The sequence below is a fragment of the Fontimonas sp. SYSU GA230001 genome (assembly GCF_040066175.1).
Classification (GTDB): Bacteria; Pseudomonadota; Gammaproteobacteria; order Nevskiales; family Nevskiaceae; genus Solimonas.
In genome coordinates this window covers 21,590-38,036 of sequence record NZ_JBEAAM010000033.1, presented here as the reverse complement: position 1 = coordinate 38,036, position 16,447 = coordinate 21,590, and the positions used below count along the sequence as shown (strand labels likewise).

General features: G+C 69.8%; 15 protein-coding genes. 8 read left to right on the top strand and 7 right to left on the bottom strand.

All coding sequences use genetic code 11. The features are described 5' to 3' along the window. Positions 1-73: 73 nt before the first annotated feature. Positions 74-1,957 carry an ATP-binding cassette domain-containing protein gene (locus AAG565_RS14705; protein ID WP_348820395.1) on the bottom strand — a complete coding sequence of 628 codons (1,884 nt, stop codon included), beginning with the start codon at positions 1,955-1,957 and terminating at the stop codon, positions 74-76. Between the two features lie 43 nt (positions 1,958-2,000). On the opposite strand from AAG565_RS14705, the gene AAG565_RS14700 reads away from it, so the two are divergent. Further along, on the top strand, positions 2,001-2,657 hold the full coding sequence (locus AAG565_RS14700) for an energy-coupling factor ABC transporter permease (protein ID WP_348820394.1): 657 nt from the start codon (positions 2,001-2,003) through the stop codon (positions 2,655-2,657). A 49-nt stretch (positions 2,658-2,706) separates the two neighbouring features. Beyond that, positions 2,707-3,138 carry a DUF3429 domain-containing protein gene (locus AAG565_RS14695; RefSeq protein ID WP_348820393.1) on the top strand — a complete coding sequence of 144 codons (432 nt, stop codon included), beginning with the start codon at positions 2,707-2,709 and terminating at the stop codon, positions 3,136-3,138. 6 nt (positions 3,139-3,144) lie between these two features. Here the strand turns inward: AAG565_RS14695 and AAG565_RS14690 are convergent, their stop codons facing one another. The 4 genes from AAG565_RS14690 to AAG565_RS14675 are packed head-to-tail and all read right to left on the bottom strand — an operon-like array spanning position 3,145 to position 6,028. Then, positions 3,145-4,080 carry a pirin family protein gene (locus tag AAG565_RS14690; RefSeq protein WP_348820392.1) on the bottom strand — a complete coding sequence of 312 codons (936 nt, stop codon included), beginning with the start codon at positions 4,078-4,080 and terminating at the stop codon, positions 3,145-3,147. Positions 4,081-4,094: 14 nt separating this feature from the next. Further along, positions 4,095-4,967: a pirin family protein gene (locus AAG565_RS14685; protein ID WP_348820391.1), complete on the bottom strand. Its 873-nt coding sequence runs from the start codon at positions 4,965-4,967 to the stop codon at positions 4,095-4,097. 22 nt (positions 4,968-4,989) lie between these two features. After that, positions 4,990-5,391 (bottom strand): DoxX family protein, encoded by a 402-nt coding sequence (locus AAG565_RS14680; RefSeq protein WP_348820390.1) that lies wholly within the window; start codon positions 5,389-5,391, stop codon positions 4,990-4,992. Positions 5,392-5,425: 34 nt separating this feature from the next. Further along, entirely contained in the window at positions 5,426-6,028 is a 603-nt protein-coding gene (locus tag AAG565_RS14675) for an NAD(P)H-dependent oxidoreductase (RefSeq protein ID WP_348820389.1), read from the bottom strand. Between the two features lie 95 nt (positions 6,029-6,123). On the opposite strand from AAG565_RS14675, the gene AAG565_RS14670 reads away from it, so the two are divergent. Then, on the top strand, positions 6,124-7,056 hold the full coding sequence (locus AAG565_RS14670) for a LysR family transcriptional regulator (RefSeq protein ID WP_348820388.1): 933 nt from the start codon (positions 6,124-6,126) through the stop codon (positions 7,054-7,056). Here the strand turns inward: AAG565_RS14670 and AAG565_RS14665 are convergent. Further along, positions 7,038-8,078 (bottom strand): pyridoxal-phosphate dependent enzyme, encoded by a 1,041-nt coding sequence (locus tag AAG565_RS14665; protein ID WP_348820387.1) that lies wholly within the window; start codon positions 8,076-8,078, stop codon positions 7,038-7,040. The genes AAG565_RS14670 and AAG565_RS14665 overlap by 19 nt on opposite strands. 50 nt (positions 8,079-8,128) lie before the next feature. Here AAG565_RS14665 and hutU point away from each other — a divergent pair, with 50 nt between their 5' ends. The 5 genes from hutU to hutG all read left to right on the top strand — a co-directional run bounded on the left by hutU (position 8,129) and on the right by hutG (position 14,826). Further along, the gene (gene hutU, locus AAG565_RS14660; protein ID WP_348820386.1) at positions 8,129-9,838 is read left to right on the top strand and encodes a urocanate hydratase; all 1,710 of its coding nucleotides are present in this window, start codon (positions 8,129-8,131) and stop codon (positions 9,836-9,838) included. After that, a complete protein-coding gene (hutH, locus tag AAG565_RS14655) occupies positions 9,831-11,369 on the top strand; it encodes a histidine ammonia-lyase (RefSeq protein ID WP_348820384.1) in 1,539 nt (512 codons plus the stop codon). Before hutU ends, hutH begins: the two co-directional genes overlap by 8 nt. After that, a complete protein-coding gene (locus AAG565_RS14650; protein WP_348820383.1) occupies positions 11,366-12,730 on the top strand; it encodes a formimidoylglutamate deiminase in 1,365 nt (454 codons plus the stop codon). Before hutH ends, AAG565_RS14650 begins: the two co-directional genes overlap by 4 nt. Positions 12,731-12,799: 69 nt before the next feature. After that, positions 12,800-14,026: an imidazolonepropionase gene (gene hutI / locus AAG565_RS14645; RefSeq protein WP_348820382.1), complete on the top strand. Its 1,227-nt coding sequence runs from the start codon at positions 12,800-12,802 to the stop codon at positions 14,024-14,026. After that, on the top strand, positions 14,023-14,826 hold the full coding sequence (gene hutG, locus AAG565_RS14640; protein WP_348820381.1) for an N-formylglutamate deformylase: 804 nt from the start codon (positions 14,023-14,025) through the stop codon (positions 14,824-14,826). The genes hutI and hutG overlap by 4 nt, the downstream gene beginning before the upstream one ends. 6 nt (positions 14,827-14,832) lie before the next feature. Here hutG and AAG565_RS14635 read toward each other — a convergent pair whose 3' ends face one another. Beyond that, complete coding sequence (locus AAG565_RS14635; protein ID WP_348820380.1) at positions 14,833-16,407, bottom strand: glucan biosynthesis protein D; 1,575 nt, start codon at positions 16,405-16,407, stop codon at positions 14,833-14,835. Positions 16,408-16,447: the final 40 nt, after the last annotated feature.

The window sequence follows — 16,447 nt, the reverse complement described above, 5'->3', positions numbered from 1 at the left end:
TGGCGTGAAGCCATGAATCAGTTCGCGATCGCCTACGGCGATCGCTTCGTCCGAGGTACCGTGTGAAATCGCTTCACACACAAAAATTCAGACAGGCCCGCTCGCCGGCAGCGGCCAGCCACTGTTCCTCGACCGCCCCGAGTTGCACGCGCAGCTCGCTCTGCTCGCGGTTCAGGCGCCTGACTTCGGCCCCGTCCGTGCGCTCGTACAAGGCGGGATCAGCGAGTTTCGCGTCGATCTGGGCGAGCCGGTGTTGAAGCCTTGCCATCTGCGCGTCGAGCTTCTTGACCGCCTCGCGCAGCGGCCGCACGCGTTCGCGCTGTTCGGCGGCGCTGCGTCGAGCTTCCTTTGTTCCTTCCAGTGGCTTCGGGGCTGAAGTCGCACCCGCATCGCGGCTGGCCAGCCAGCGTGCGTAATCGTCGAGCGTGCCGTCGAACGTCTCGCAGCTGCCGCTGCTGACCAGCCAGAATTCTTCGCAGGTTGCGTTGAGCAGGTGGCGGTCGTGCGAGACGAGCACCACGGCGCCGGCATACTCGGCCAGCGCCGTCTCCAGCGCGTGGCGCATGTCCAGGTCGAGGTGATTGGTCGGCTCGTCGAGCAGCAGCAGGTTGGGGCGCTGCCAGACGACCATCGCCAGTGCCAGCCGTGCCTTCTCACCGCCCGAAAAGGGTGCGACTGCCTCGTAGGCGCGATCGCCGCGGAAATTGAAGCCGCCGAGAAAGTCGCGCAACTGTTGCTCGGTCGCCTGCGGGCTGATGCGGCGCAGGTGCAGCAGCGGCGAAGCCTGCCCATCGAGCTGTTCGAGCTGGTGCTGGGCGAAGTAGCCGATGCGCAGGTCCGGCGCGCGCACGACCTGGCCGGACAGCGCGGGCAGCTCGCCGGCGAGGGTGCGCACCAGCGTGGATTTGCCGGCACCATTGGCGCCGAGCAGACCGATGCGCTCCCCTGGCGCGATCTGCAGTTTCAGATTGTTCAGGACGGTGCGTTGCGGATAGCCGGCGGCGACCTTGTCGAAGCGCAGCAGCGGTGACGGCAGCTTGTCCGGCGCCGGGAACTCGAAGGAGAACTCCGAATCCCAGTGCGCCGGCGCGACCAGTTCCATGCGCTCCAGCGCCTTGACGCGGCTCTGTGCCTGGCGCGCCTTGCTGGCCTTGGCCTTGAAGCGGCGGATGAAACTTTCCAGGTGCGCGATGCGCGCCTGCTGCTGCGCGTAGGCGGCGGCCTGCAGGCGCAGTTGCTCGGCGCGCTGGACCTCGAACTGCGAGTAGTTGCCGGTGTAGAGCGTTGCCCGGTTGTGCTCCAGGTGCAGCGTGTGGTCGGTGACCGCATCGAGGAACTCGCGGTCGTGCGAGATGACCAGCAGCGTGCCCGGATAGCTCGCCAGCCACGACTGCAGCCAGATCACCGTATCGAGGTCGAGGTGGTTGGTCGGTTCGTCGAGTAGCAGCAGGTCCGACCGGCACATCAGCGCGCGCGCGAGATTCAGACGCATGCGCCAGCCGCCGGAGAAGTTGGCGACCGGGTGCTCCTGCTGTTCCGCCGAAAAGCCCAGGCCGTGCAGCAGCCGTCCCGCACGGGCGCGCGCCGCGTAGCCGCCGATCGCGTTCAGTCGCTCGTGCAGCGCGCCGATGGTCAGCGCGTCGTGCTCGGATTCCGCCAACACCAGCTTGCGTTCGAGCTCGCGCAGCTCGGCGTCACCGTCGAGCACGTACTCGATCGCCGCATCCGGCAGCGCCGGCGTTTCCTGGGCCACGCTGGCGATGGTCAGCTGGCGCGGTACGCTGATCTCACCGCGATCCGGCTGCAACTCGCCCAGCAGCGCGGCGAACAGGGACGTTTTTCCCGTGCCGTTGCGGCCGACGACGCCGACATGCCAGCCGGCGGACAGGGTGAAGCTCGCGTCCTCGAGCAGGGTGCGCGCGCCGCGGCGCAGCGTCGCGTGATTCAGGCTGATCATCCGCGGATTCTAGCGGGCCCGCACTCTGACATATGCTGCCACCGTGACCCTGGACCTGATCTCGCCGCCGCCCTTTCTGTTCTTCTTGCTGACCGCACTGCACGTGGTGGCCGTGCTGGTCTCGCTGCGACAGGCGCCGTGGCATGCCTTGCGGGCGTCGCCGCAGCGCCTGCACCTGGTCTTCGGCGCACTGGTCGCACTGCTGATCCTGTGGTCGATCGGCGGTAAGGTCGGCGCGCACGTCAGCCTGCACCTGCTGGGCATGACCTCGGTCACCCTGCTGCTGGGGCCGGCACTGGCGATTCTCGCCGGAACCGCGGCGCTGGCCGTCTTCGGCCTGCTGGGCCGTGTCGAACCGGCCATCCTGCTCGCCAGCGGCGCCGTCACGGTCGCGCTGCCGGTCGTCGTCACCGTCGCAATCTTGCACCTTGCCCTGCGACATGCGCCGCGCAACCTGTTCGTCTTCATGCTGGGTGTCGGCTTTCTAGGCGGCGCGTTGTCGATGCTGGCCGTCGAATTCGCCCTGCTGATGATCCTCGCGATCGCCGGGGAGCTCCGTGCGCTCGACGAGTGGCTGTCGCCGCTCATGGTGCTGGCGATGTTCCCGGAGGGCTTCGTCAACGGTGCGGTGACTTCCGCCCTGGCGGTCTACAAGCCGCACTGGCTGCGCGCCTTCGACGACCGCCACTTTCTTGGCTGAGCGCGGCCGCCCCGTATACTCGACCCCGGGCCAACGCCGGAACCCCGACATGAGACTGCCGCGCATCGTCACCTTGCTGGGTTATGCCGGACTGATTCCGTTCCTCGCCGGTCCGCTCTGGCTGAGCCTGGCGGCGGACAGTGCCCCGGCCTGGGTCGATCACGCCTGGCGGCTGTGGGTCGCGATGATCGCCAGCTTCATGTCCGGCACGTTCTGGGGTTTCGCGCTGCCGGCCTGCGAAGGACCGGAAGGGACGATCGGGCTGATCGCGGCGTCGCTGCTGCTGATCCTCGCGTGGATCGCGGCGGTCCTGCCCTCGACTGCAGCGCTCGCCGGCCTGATGGCCGTGTTCCTGCTGCAGCTGCTCGCGGACTTCTGGCGCGAGCGCACGCTCGGCTCGGTCGAAGGCTATTTCCAGCTGCGCGCGGTTCTGACCGCCGGCGCCTGCGTCGCGATCGGATGGCGGCTGGCGCTCGGTTGAGCGCGGCTACGACGTCTCGGTCATCCACGGCGGCGGCGGTGCGGTCAGCCGCTGTCCGGGGTAGCCACGTACCTCGCCGAAACCGCGACCCTCGTTCCAGTCGCGCGTGAAGCGGGCGATGTCGGCCTTGTCGCGGCCGATGAAGTTCCACCAGATCAACAGATCGTCCGTGAACGGCGTGCCGCCCAGCAGCAGCATGCGTGCGGGCGACGGGGTGAGCAGCTCGGCGGTCTCGTGCCCGGGCGGGAGGTACAGCAGTTCGCCGCTGGTCAGGGTTTCGCCGCAGAAGCGACCGTTGCCTTCGAGCGCGACGATGCAGTGCTCGAAATCCGGGCGCAGCGCCAGTCTCAAGCTGCCCTGGCCGAGCAGTTCGAGACCGAGCAGTGGCGTATGCACGCGCACCGGCGAGCGTTCGCCGAAAGCCGATCCGGCGAGCACGCTGATGCGGAAGCCGGCGCGATCGAGCACCGGCACTTCGGGATAGTGCTCGAAGGCCGGCTCGATGTGACGGTGGCTGTCCGGCAGCGCGATCCACAGCTGCGCGCCGTGCAGCAGCGCCGGGCGCGAGGCCGGCGATTCCTCGGAATGCGAGATGCCGCGCCCGGCCGTCATCAGATTCACCTGTCCCGGGCGGATCACCTGCTCGTAGCCGAGGCTGTCGCGGTGCAGGATCTCACCGGCGATCGGCCAGGTGAAGGTCTGCAGCCCTGTGTGCGGATGGGGGCCGACGCGCAGACCATCGCCGCGACTGACGTCGAGCGGGCCGAAGTGATCGAGGAAGCACCAGGCCCCGACCGTGCGGCGGTGCTGGCTCGGCAGCAGCCGGCGGATCTTCATGCCCTCGCCGAGCACGCTTTCGCGCGCGACGATGCGTTGCAGGGCCGGCGCGGCGACGCAAGCACGGGCGGCGCTGCCGTTGAGGTCGGGGTCGATGATGGACATGGCTGCCTCCGGTGTCAGGCGGCGAGCCGCCCACTGCGGTAGTCGTCGATCGCCTGCTCGATCTCCTCGTGCGTGTTCATCACGAACGGGCCGTACTGCACCACCGGCTCGCGCAGCGGCTTGCCCGCGATCAGCACGAAGCGCGCGCCCTCGCTGCCGGCGCGGACCTCGACGGCATCCCCGTCGGACAGCACGCCGGACGAAAAGCCCGGCAGCGTGCGTGCCGCGGTGCCTGCGCCGACCTGCAACTCGCCTTCGTAAACATAGATGAAGGCATTGTGTCCGACCGTGACCGGATGCGCGAAGGCGGCGCCGGCCGACAGCTGCACGTCGAGATACAGCGGATCGGTCGCCATCGAACCGGCCGCGCCATTGATCGGTCCGGCGATCGGCCGGCCCTCGACGACGGCGCGGCCCGCGATGACCTTGACTTGGCCGCCACCGGCGAGCGATGCCACCGGAATCCGCTCGGCAGGGATGTCCTGATACGCGGCCGGCTTCATCTTCTCGCGCGCCGGCAGGTTGATCCACAGCTGGAAGCCGCGCATGCGGCCGCGGTCCTGCTGCGGCATCTCCGAGTGGATCACGCCGCGGCCCGCGGTCATCCACTGCACGCCGCCGGACTTCAGTTCGCCGACGTTGCCGAGATGATCCTCGTGGCGCATGTGGCCGTCGATCATGTAGGTCACCGTCTCGAAGCCGCGGTGCGGATGCGGCGGGAAGCCGGCGATGTAGTCGTCCGGATTGTCGGTGCCGAACTCGTCGAGCATCAGGAAGGGATCCAGACGCAGGCCCGGCGTCGCGCCGATGCTGCGGCGCAGTTTCACGCCGGCGCCGTCGGAGGTCAGGGCGCCGCCGATGATCTGCTGCAGGGTACGGGAAGTCATGACCGTGCTCCGGGTGAGGGGTTCAGCTGCGCTTGAACAGCCGGGCGTCGAGGCTGATCGTACCGGCGCCTTCGGCGACGAGGAACAGGAAACCGCCGGCCATCGCCAGGTTCTTCATGAACATGATCTGGTTGACCTGATCGGCTGCGCCGTGGAACAGGAAGGCTGAGGCGACGCAGAACACCGCGAGGCCCGCGGCGGCCAGGCGCGTCAGCAGGCCGAGGATGATCGCCAGGCCTCCGCCCAGTTCGGCGAAGATCACCAGCGGCAGCAGTGCGCCGGGCACCCCCATCGCCTGCATGTACTGTTGCGTGCCTTCGTAGCCGCCGATCTTGCTCCAGCCGGCGGTGACGAAAATCGCCGCGATCAGCACGCGGCCGGCCACGAGAATCCAGGGCTTTGACGTTTCAAGAAGTGCGTTCATGTGTGAGTTCCTGCGTGTGAGTGAATGGAGGTGATCAGGCGGCCAGGCGTTCGATCTGCGCGGCGGCTGCATCCAGCGCGTGCCGGCGCGACTCGTCGCCCATATTGAGGCCCTCGGCGTAAACGAACTCAATGTCGTCGATGCCGATGAAGTTGAAGAAGGTGCGCACGTAGCCGGTCTGCGTGTCCGCCGGCGTACCTTGGTATCTGCCGCCACGCGCAGCGAACACATAGAGCTTGCGTCCGCCGAGCAGGCCCTCAGGGCCATTCGCGGTGTAGCGGAAGCTGACGCCGGCGCGGGCGACGTGATCGATCCAGGCCTTCAGTTGCGAGGGCACGCCGAAGTTGTACAGCGGCAGGCCGAGCACGATGACGTCCGCCCTGCGGATCTCGTCGATCAGTGCGTCGCTCTCGGCGATCACGGCCTGCTGCGCCGGTGTGCGCTCCTCCGGTTTTGCCAGGAAGGCACCGAAGCGCGCGGCATCGAGATGCGGCAGCGGCGCCTTGGCGAGGTCGCGCACGACGACGCGGCCGTCAGGATGGCGGGCGAGCCACGACTGGACGAATTCCTGGGTCAGCTTCGAGGACTGGCCGTTTTCGGCGAACAGGCTGGTGTTGATCTGCAGCAGGGTTTTCATGGCGCTCTCCGGTGTTCCTTGGGGTGGCGCCATTAAACGATTGCTGAAATCGATAAAAAAGCGGAATATTTCGGACTTAGTAATCAAAATATTCGATGTCACATCCGAAAATCACTCTGGATCAATGGCGTGCACTGGTGGCCGTGGTCGATGCCGGCGGCTATGCGCAGGCGGCCGAGGTGCTGCACAAGACCCAGTCGACCGTGACCTACGCGGTGCAGAAGCTCGAACAGCTGCTGGGCGTGAAGGTCTTCGAGATCCAGGGGCGCAAGGCGGTGCTCACCCCGGTCGGTGAAGTGCTGGTGCGGCGCGGGCGCACGCTGGTCGACGAGGCGGCGCAGCTCGAACAGGTTGCGCGCGAGCTGTCCGCCGGCTGGGAGCCGGAACTGCGCCTGGCGGTCGATGCGATCTTTCCGACCTGGCTGCTGCTGCAGTGTTTCGCCGAGTTCTCCGCCGAGCATCCGGACACGCGCATCGAGCTGATCGAGTCGGTGCTCGGCGGCACGACCGAGGCGCTGCTCGAAGGGCGTGCCCAGCTGGCCATCTGTTCGGCCCTGCCCGCCGGCTTTCTCGGCGATGTGCTGATGCAGGTGCCCTTCGTGCCGGTCGCGCATCCCGATCACCCGCTGCACCGGCTTGGACGCCCGCTGACGCGCGAGGATCTGCGCGCGCACCGGCATCTGGTGATCCGCGATTCCGGCAGCCAGCGCGACCGCAACCCGTCGTGGCTCGGCGAGCGACGCTGGACCGTGTCGCACAAGGCCACGTCGATCCGTGCCGCGTGCATGGGCCTGGGTTTCGCCTGGTACGCCGAGTACATCATCCGCGACGAGCTCGCCAGCGGACAGCTCAAGCCCTTGCCGATGGTGGAAGGCGCGCAGCGCCACGCCACGCTCTACATGGTGTATGCCGACCGCGATGCCGCCGGTCCGGGCATCCGCAAGCTCGCCGACATCATCCGCCGCCGTGTGCAGACCTGCGTCGAGGGCGGGCACATGGCGGCGCAGTCTCAGCCGCCGAGCACGTAATCGCGCAGCGCCTCTTTCGATAAGGGCGCCACGCCGGCGGGCCGGCCGTGCGCGTTGAAGGTGTGCCAGTACAGCACCGGCTCGTGCACGGTGCCTGCGTCGAGATCGGCGTGGAGGCCGGCGAGCGCCTTTCCTGAGTACGCGCTGTCGCTGTGTGCGCCGGTCGCTGCGGCGAAGCGTTGCATCGCGCCCTTCGTCGCGTCGGTCGCCACGGCGTAGTGTTCGCCGAAGAACTCCGTGCGGATGTCCACCTCGGCGATGCGCGCCGGTGCCGCGGCCGGATCGGTGCGGCGCAGCAGCGCAAGCGTGCGCTGCACGAGGCGATCGAGCTTGTCGCGACTGGCGAATTGCGGCCCGACCACCTGGATCGCCTCGATCCGCGTTGGCAGCCCGGCGAGCGCGAGGCCGATGGCCAGGCCGGCGACGGTGCCCATGCTGCTGAAGGCGACGTAGAGCCGCTGCGGTACCGGCAGCTCGCCGGCGTCGATCTGCTGGCGCAGCTCAAACGCTGCGTTGACGAACCCCAGCGCGCCCAGCGGCGTCGAGCCGCCCGGCGGGATCCACCGCGGTGCGCGGCCGCTGCGCGCGAGCACGCGCAGGCTGCAGGCCAGCGCCTGCGCGACCACGGCGGGCTGACTGCGGCCGACGCGCAGCTCGGCCCCACAGTGCAGACCGGTGGCGAGGTTGTCGGCGACGTAGGGTGCGTCGGCCTGCGGCAGCAGGAAGGCGTGCGTGGTCAGGCTCAGCTTTCGGCCGTGCCAGGCAGTCGCGGCGACGAAGTTCGAACCGGAATAGCCGAACGTGACGAGGTCACGACGGTCATCGGCCGCGGCGCGTGCCAGCAGCAGGTCGAGCTTGCGGATCTTGTTGCCGCCATAGTCGCTCGCCGACAGATCGTCGCGCTTGATCCAGACCGTGTCGTATCCGCGCAGCGGCTGCACCGGCGTGGCGCCATGCAGAAGTCCCGCGCGAGGGAAAACCCCCAGACGGGGAAAGGCATCGAACAGGGGGTAGCTACTCATGACAGCGCATTGTCGCGCCGATTGAATGCGCGGGAGAAACGGAGATCGCGATGCACGATCCACGGGACGGTCTGAGGAGACGCAGCGGGACGGTGCGCGCGCCGCGTGGCACGCAGCGGTCGGCGCAATCGTGGCTGACCGAAGCGCCGCTGCGCATGCTGATGAACAACCTCGATCCCGAGGTCGCCGAGCGGCCGCAGGAGCTGGTGGTCTATGGCGGCATCGGCCGCGCCGCGCGCGACTGGGCCTGTTTCGATGCGATCGTCGAGACGCTCCGCACCCTGGGCGACGACGAGACGCTGCTGATCCAGTCCGGCAAGCCGGTCGGCGTGTTCCGCACGCACGCCGATGCCCCGCGCGTGCTGATCGCCAACTCCAACCTCGTGCCGCACTGGGCGACCTGGGATCACTTCCACGAACTCGACCGCAAGGGCCTGATGATGTTCGGGCAGATGACCGCGGGCTCGTGGATCTACATCGGCAGCCAGGGCATCGTGCAGGGCACCTACGAGACCTTCGCCGAGGCCGGGCGCCGGCACTACGGCGGCGATCTCGCCGGCAAGTGGATCCTGACCGGCGGGCTCGGCGGCATGGGTGGTGCGCAGCCGCTGGCGGCGACGATGGCCGGTGCGTCGATGCTCGCAGTCGAGTGCGATCCCGCGCGCATCGACATGCGCCTGCGCACGCGCTATCTGGACGAGCGCTGCGATGCGCTCGATGACGCGCTGGCACGCATCGCCGACGCGCACCGCGAAGGCCGCGCTGTATCGGTCGGTCTGCTCGGCAATGCGGCCGAGGTGTTCCCGGAACTGCTGCGTCGCGCGCAGGCCGGCGAGCGGCGCGCACGGCCGGACCTGGTCACCGACCAGACCAGCGCGCACGATCCGCTCAATGGCTACCTGCCGGCCGGCTGGACACTCGAACAGGCGGCGCAGCGGCGCATCGACGATCCGCAGGCGGTGATCCGCGCGGCCAAGGCATCGATGGCGCTGCAGGTGCGCGCGATGATCGGCTTCCAGCATCTGGGCATTCCGACTTTCGATTACGGCAACAACATCCGCCAGATGGCGCAGGACGCCGGCGTCGAGGACGCCTTCGCGTTTCCCGGCTTCGTGCCGGCCTACATCCGGCCGCTGTTCTGCCGCGGCATCGGCCCGTTCCGCTGGGCGGCGCTGTCCGGCGACGCCGAGGACATCCACCGCACCGATGCCAGGGTCAAGGAACTGCTGCCGGACAATGTGCCACTGCACCGCTGGCTCGACATGGCGCAGCGACGCATCGCCTTCCAGGGACTGCCGGCGCGCATCTGCTGGATCGGCCTGGGCGACCGCGCCAAGGTCGGCCTCGCGTTCAACGAGATGGTCGCGCGCGGCGAGCTGCGGGCGCCGGTCGTGATCGGCCGCGATCACCTCGACTCTGGCTCGGTCGCGAGTCCGAACCGCGAGACCGAGAGCATGCGCGACGGTTCCGACGCGGTGTCCGACTGGCCGCTGCTCAATGCGCTGCTGAACTGCGCGAGCGGTGCGACCTGGGTGTCGATCCACCACGGCGGCGGCGTCGGCATCGGTTACTCGCAGCACGCCGGCATGGTCGTCGTCTGCGACGGCACGGCCGCGGCGGCACGGCGCATCGAGCGCGTGCTGACCAACGACCCCGCCAGCGGCGTCATGCGCCACGCCGACGCCGGCTACGAGGACGCCATCGCCTGCGCACGCGAGCATCACCTCAGGCTGCCGATGCTGGAGCGCTCTCATGTCTGAGTGGCATCTGCGTCCGGGGCGCCTGAGCCTGAAGGAACTGCGCCACCTGCTCGGCGGGCACGTGCGCCTGTCGATCGAGCCGGCGGCCTGGCCAGAGGTCGAAGCCTCGGTGCGCACGATCAACGTGGCCGTCGCACGCGGCGAGCCGGCCTATGGCATCAACACCGGCTTCGGCAAGCTGGCCAAGGTGCACATACCCGACGCGCAGCTCGAAGAGCTGCAGCTGAATCTGGTGCGCTCACACGCCGTCGGTGTCGGTGCGCTGCTCGACGACGCCAGCGTGCGCCTCATTCTCGTGCTCAAGGCGGCGAGCCTGGCGCGCGGCGCCTCCGGCGTGCGCCGCATCGTCATCGAGTCACTGCTCGCGCTGTACAACGCCGACGTGCTGCCCTGCATTCCCGCGCAGGGGTCGGTCGGCGCCAGCGGCGATCTCGCGCCGCTCGCACACCTGACACTGGCACTGCTCGGCGAAGGCGAGGTGCGCTGCGAGGGACGCACGCTGAGCGCGGCCGAAGGACTGCGCCGCGCGGGTCTTGCGCCGCTGCGCCTGGCGCCCAAGGAAGGGCTTGCGCTGCTCAACGGCACGCAGGTCTCGACGGCACTGGCGATCCGCGGGCTGTTCCAGATCGAGGACGTGTTCGCCGCCGCGCTGGTCGCCGGCGCGATGTCGGTTGATGCGGCACGCGGGTCCGATGCGCCGTTCGATGCACGCATCCACGCGCTGCGCGGCCAGCCCGGCCAGATCGACGTCGCCGCCGCCCTGCTGCGCCTGCTCGACGGCAGCAAGATCCGCGCCTCGCATCGCGTCAACGACGACCGCGTGCAGGACCCGTACAGCCTGCGCTGCCAGCCGCAGGTGATGGGCGCCTGTCTCGACCTGATCCGCAACGCCGCGCATACGCTCGCGATCGAGGCCAATGCGGTGACCGACAACCCGCTCGCGTTTGGCGACGGAGGCGGGGTGATCTCCGGCGGCAACTTCCACGCCGAGCCGGTCGCGCTCGCCGCCGACACGCTGGCGCTGGCGATCGCCGAGATCGGCGCGCTGTCCGAGCGGCGCATCGCGCTGCTGATCGACGCGACGCTGTCCGGCCTGCCGGCCTTCCTGATCCGCGATGCCGGCCTGTGTTCCGGCTTCATGATGGCGCACGTCACTGCCGCGGCGCTCGCCTCCGAAAACAAGTCGCTGGCGCATCCGGCCAGCGTGGACAGCCTGCCGACCTCCGCGAACCAGGAAGACCACGTCAGCATGGCGACCTTCGCGGCGCGCCGCCTGCTCGGCATGAGCGCGAACAGCCGGCGCATCGTCGCCATCGAGCTGCTCGCCGCCGCGCAGGGCATCGATTTCCACACGCCGCTGCAGACTTCGGAACCTTTGCAGGCCGTGCATCTGGCGCTGCGCGAGCGCGTCGCCTTTCTCGACCAGGACCGCGTGCTGGCAACCGACATCGCCGCGGCGACCGAGCTGCTCGACAGCGAACTGCTGACGCCGATGGTGGCCGAGTTGCTGCCGTCGTGGAGCCGCGAGTGACGCGGGCACTGTTCGCACCCGCCGCCTGGCTGCCGCACGGCTGGGCCGAGAACGTGCGCATCGGCATCGACGCGCAGGGCCGCATCGCCTCGGTCCAGGTGCAGGCCGGCGCCGACGGCGCCGAGCGTCTCGATGGGCCGCTCATCCCGGGCATGCCCAATGTGCACTCGCACGCCTTCCAGCGCGCGATGGCCGGACTGACCCAGACCAGCGGGCCGCAGAGCGACGACTTCTGGTCCTGGCGCGATTGCATGTACCGCTTTCTCGAACGGCTGACGCCGGACGATGTCGGGATCATCGCCACGCAGCTGTATGTCGAGATGCTGCAGGCCGGTTACACCAGCGTCGGCGAGTTCCATTACCTGCACCATGACAGTGACGGCCGGCCCTATGCCGATCCGGCGGAAACCAGCCGGCGCGTCGTCGAGGCGGCGGCGGTCAGCGGCATCGGCCTGACGCTATTGCCGGTGCTGTACCGCCACGGCGGCTTCGGTGGCGAGGCACCGTCGCCGGCGCAGCGCCGCTTCCTCTGCGATCCGGACCAGTACGCGCGCATCGCCGAGGCCGTGGCACGCGAGCCGCACTGCGCGCTCGGCTTCGCGCCGCACTCGCTGCGCGCGGTGACGCCGTCCGAACTCGACGAGCTGCTGCGGCTGCGTGCCGCTCTCGCGCCGTCGGCGCCCGTGCACATCCATGCGGCCGAGCAGGTCGGCGAAGTCGATGACTGCGTGTACTGGAGCGGTCAGCGCCCGGTCGAATGGCTGCTGTCGAACGCGCCGCTCGACGAGTACTGGTGCCTGATCCACGCCACGCAGATGCGCGATCCCGAGGCGGCGGCGCTGGCCAGTCGCGGCGTGGTCGTCGGCCTGTGCCCGAGCACCGAGGCGGATCTGGGCGACGGACTGTTCAACGCCGCGCCGTATCGCCTGGCCGGCGGGCGCATCGCCATCGGTGGCGACAGCCATGTCGGCGTCGATCCCTTCGCCGAGCTGCGCCTGTTCGAGTACGGCCAGCGCCTGCAGCGGCGCCGTCGCAACCTGTTCGCCGCCACGCCGCAACAGTCGGTCGGCGCCGCACTGTATCGCGCCGCGCTGGCTGGCGGCGCGCAGGCGCTGGGCCAGCCGGCCGGCGCCATCGCGGTGGGCCAGCGCGCCGATCTGGTCGTGCTCGACACCCGCGACGTCGCGCTGGCCGAACAGTCCGGCGATCGCCTGTTCGATGCGGCGATCTTCGGCCCGGTCCGGCGCCCGGTGCGGCACGTGATGGTCGCGGGCCGCTGGCGCGTGCGCGACGGCGTGCACGACGCGGCAGAACGCAGCCTCGCGGCGTATCGTGCCGTGCTGCGGCGGCTGCTGGCCTGAGTTGATGAATCCTCTGCTCGTGTTGAAAGTCGGCGCCACGGATGGCGCCGGCTTGTACAGGACGTACACATGCAATCCATGAACGTCGATGCGCTGTGGATCAACGTGCACCTCGCCACGCTCGACGGGGCCGGCTACGGCATCATCGACGACGGCGCGATCGCCGTCCGCGCGGGCCGCATCGCCTGGCTCGGACCGCGCAGCGCGCTGCCGGAGGAGATGGTGCCGGCGCTCACGCACGACGGTCGCGGCCGCTGGCTCACGCCCGGGCTGATCGACTGCCACACGCACCTGGTCTGGGCCGGCAGCCGTGCGCGCGAGTTCGAGCAGCGCCTGAACGGGGCGACCTACGCCGAGATCGCCGCGGCCGGCGGCGGCATCCGCGCGACGATGTGGGCCACGCGTGGCGCCGGCGACGCACGCCTGCGCGCGCAGAGCGCGCCGCGCCTGCGCGCGCTGCTCACCGAGGGCGTGACCACGGTCGAGATCAAGTCCGGCTACGGCCTGGAACCGGAGACCGAGGCGCGTCAGCTCGCGGTGGCGCGCGCGCTCGGCCAGTCGCTGCGGGTGCACGTGGTGACGAGCTTCCTCGGCGCGCACGCCCTGCCGCCGGAATACGAAAGCCGCGCGGACGCCTATGTCGATCTGCTGTGCACGCGCATGCTGCCGGACCTGCATGCGCAGGGCCTGGTCGATGCGGTCGATGCCTACTGCGAAACCCTGGCATTCACGGCCGAACAGGTCGCGCGCGTGTTCGACGCCGCGCGCGCGCTGCGCCTGCCGGTGAAGCTGCATGCCGACCAGCTGTCGGACGGCGGCGGCGCGGCGCTGGCCGCGCGCTACCGCGCGCTGTCGGCGGACCATCTCGAATACAGCAGCGAAGCCGGCATCCGCGCGCTCGCGCAGGCCGGCACCGTGGCCGTGCTGCTGCCGGGCGCCTACTACCTGCTGCGCGAGACGCGCAGGCCGCCGGTGGATGCACTGCGCCGCCACGGTGTGCCGATGGCCGTCGCCACCGACTGCAATCCGGGCACGTCGCCGTGCACCTCGATCCTGCTGATGCTCAACATGGCCTGCATGCTGTTCGGCCTGACGCCGGAGGAGGCGCTGGCCGGCGTGACGCGCAACGCCGCACGCGCGCTGGGCCTGCACGGAGACCGCGGCCGTCTCGCTCCCGGATTGCGCGCCGATTTCGCGCTGTGGGACATCGAGCATCCGGCCGATCTGGTCTATGCGCTGGGCGCGCGGCCCTGCGTCGGCCGCGTAGTGGACGGAATTTCCGCCGATCCGCCGTGAGCGCTCAAGTGCCGCTGCTCGACGTCTGGTGCGAGGGCCGCACGCCCTTGCTGATCGACGTGCCGCACGCCGGCACCTACATCCCGGACGAGCTGCGCGCCGCGCTGACGCCGCATGCGCAGAACGTGCCCGACGCCGACTGGCACGTGCCGCAGCTCTACGCGTTCGCGACCGAGCGGGGCGCAAGCCTGATGGTCGCCACGCACGCACGCTACGTCATCGACCTGAACCGCGACCCGCAGGGTGCGGTGCTCTATCCGGGCGCCGACAACAGCGAGCTGGTGCCGACGACCGGTTTCGACAGGCGGCCGCTGTATCGGCCCGGCACGGCGCCGACCGCGGCGGAGATCGAGGCGCGGCGCGCGCGCTACTGGGCGCCGTATCACGCGCAGCTCGCGCAGCGGCTGGAGGCGATCCGCGCGCGCCACGGCTACGCGATCCTGCTCGACGCGCATTCGATCCGCTCGCGCGTGCCGCGTTTCTTCGCAGGCCGGCTGCCGGATCTGAACCTGGGCACCGCCGACGGCGGCAGCTGCGCGGCCTCGCTGCAGGCCGCGGCCTTCGACGTGCTGGGCCGCGCGGATGGCTTCAGCGCGGTCTGCAACGGCCGCTTCAAGGGCGGCTACATCACCCGCCACCACGGCGCGCCGGCACGGGGCGTGCACGCGCTGCAGCTGGAGATCGCCCAGGCTTGCTACATGCACGAGGACCCGCCGTGGCCGTGGGAGCCGCAGCGCGCGCGGCCGCTACGGGCCGTGCTCGAACGCCTGATTGGCGCGCTGCTGGCTTGGCGGCCGTAGGCGCGCTCAGTAGAACACGCGCTCGGCGGGCGGCGGCGGCGTCCACTGGTACAGCCAGGTCTCGGACACCGCCTGCTTGCCGCTGCGCAGGAACAGGCGCAGGTCGATCGGTTCGGTGGAGCCGTCCGGCGGCACGATGTCGAACATCGCGCGCCAGCCGCGGATCGGCAGCAGCGGGCGCGCGGACACCAGTTCGATGCGCCCGCGCGAGGCGCTGACCACGCTCTCGACCGTCGCATCCTTGCCGAGCAGATCGAGCGCACCGCCGGCGAAGTCGATGGCGAAGCGCCACGAGAAATAGCTGCGCCGGTGGCCGACGACGCCGCCGAGGCCGGTGCGCGTCGCCCGCGCGGTGCCCAGCGGCGGCTGCAGCGGCGGTGCCGCGCCCCAGTACAGACGGTAGGCGAACAGCCGTTCCTCGCCGGGCTGCGGCGGAGTCTCGGGGTTCCAGAACGCGACGATGTTGTCGAAGGTCTCGTCCACGGTCGGAATCTCGACCAGCTGCACGGCGCCCTTGCCCCAGCCGTGGCGCGGTTCCACCCACAGGCTCGGCCGTTTCTCGTACCAGACCGCATCGTCCTGGTAGTGGTCGAAGTCGCGGTCGCGCTGCAGCAGGCCGAAGCCGCGCGGGTTGTCGTCGATGAACGAGTTGACGCGCAGGCCGCGCGGATTGGTCAACGGGCGCCAGATCCATTCGCCACCACCGGTCCACAGCGCCAGGCCGTCGGAGTCGTGGATCTCCGGGCGGAAGTCGTAGCCCATGCGGCGGTCGTTCTCGCCGGTCTGGTACATGCTGGTCAGCGGCGCGATGCCCAGGCGCTCGATGGCGCGGCGCGGGTAGAGCGCGGCATCGACCTCCATCGTCAAGGTCGCACCGGGGCGGATGCCGAAGCGGTACGCGCCGGCGACACTGGCCGAGTCGAGCAGGGCATACACGACCAGCTCGCCGGCGCCGGCGGCCGGACGCTCGATCCAGAAGGTCGTGAAGCGCGGGAACTCCTCGTCGCGCGGCAGTCCGGTGTCGATCGCCAGTCCGCGCGCCGACAGGCCGTACTGGCGCTCGGCGCCGACCGCGCGGAAGTACGACGCGCCGAGGAAGGACGCGACGTCGGCGTCCCAGTTCGACGCGTGATGGATGCGGAAGCCGGCATAGCCCAGATCGTCCGGCAGCTTGCCGAGCTTCAGATTGCCGTGCTCGAACTGGCGCGCGTCATAGTCGATGTGGCGTGCGCGGCCATCGACGAGTTCGTAGATCTGCACGGGATGCTTGAAGAACAGGCCGGGATGGAACATCTCGATGCGGAACGGCCGTTCCTCGCCGTACCAGAGGCCGCGCTCGCGCACGAAGCGCAGTTTCTGATAGTCATCCCAGGAGATCTGGTCGAGCTGGCGCGGCAGATCGTTGCGCGGCGCCACGTAGGGCTGCGCCGCCAGCGCGCGCGCGCGGCCCTTGAGCCAGGCGTAGTCGAAAGGCGCGTCCGCGGCGGCGGCGCGCGCCGGCACAGTTTTCAACAGCAGCGCCGGCGGCAGACCGTAAACCGAGAGGGCGGCGGCGGCGCGCAGCAGATCACGACGATTCATCGCAGACCGATCCGGGTGGCGGAGCGCGCATCGTAAGCGA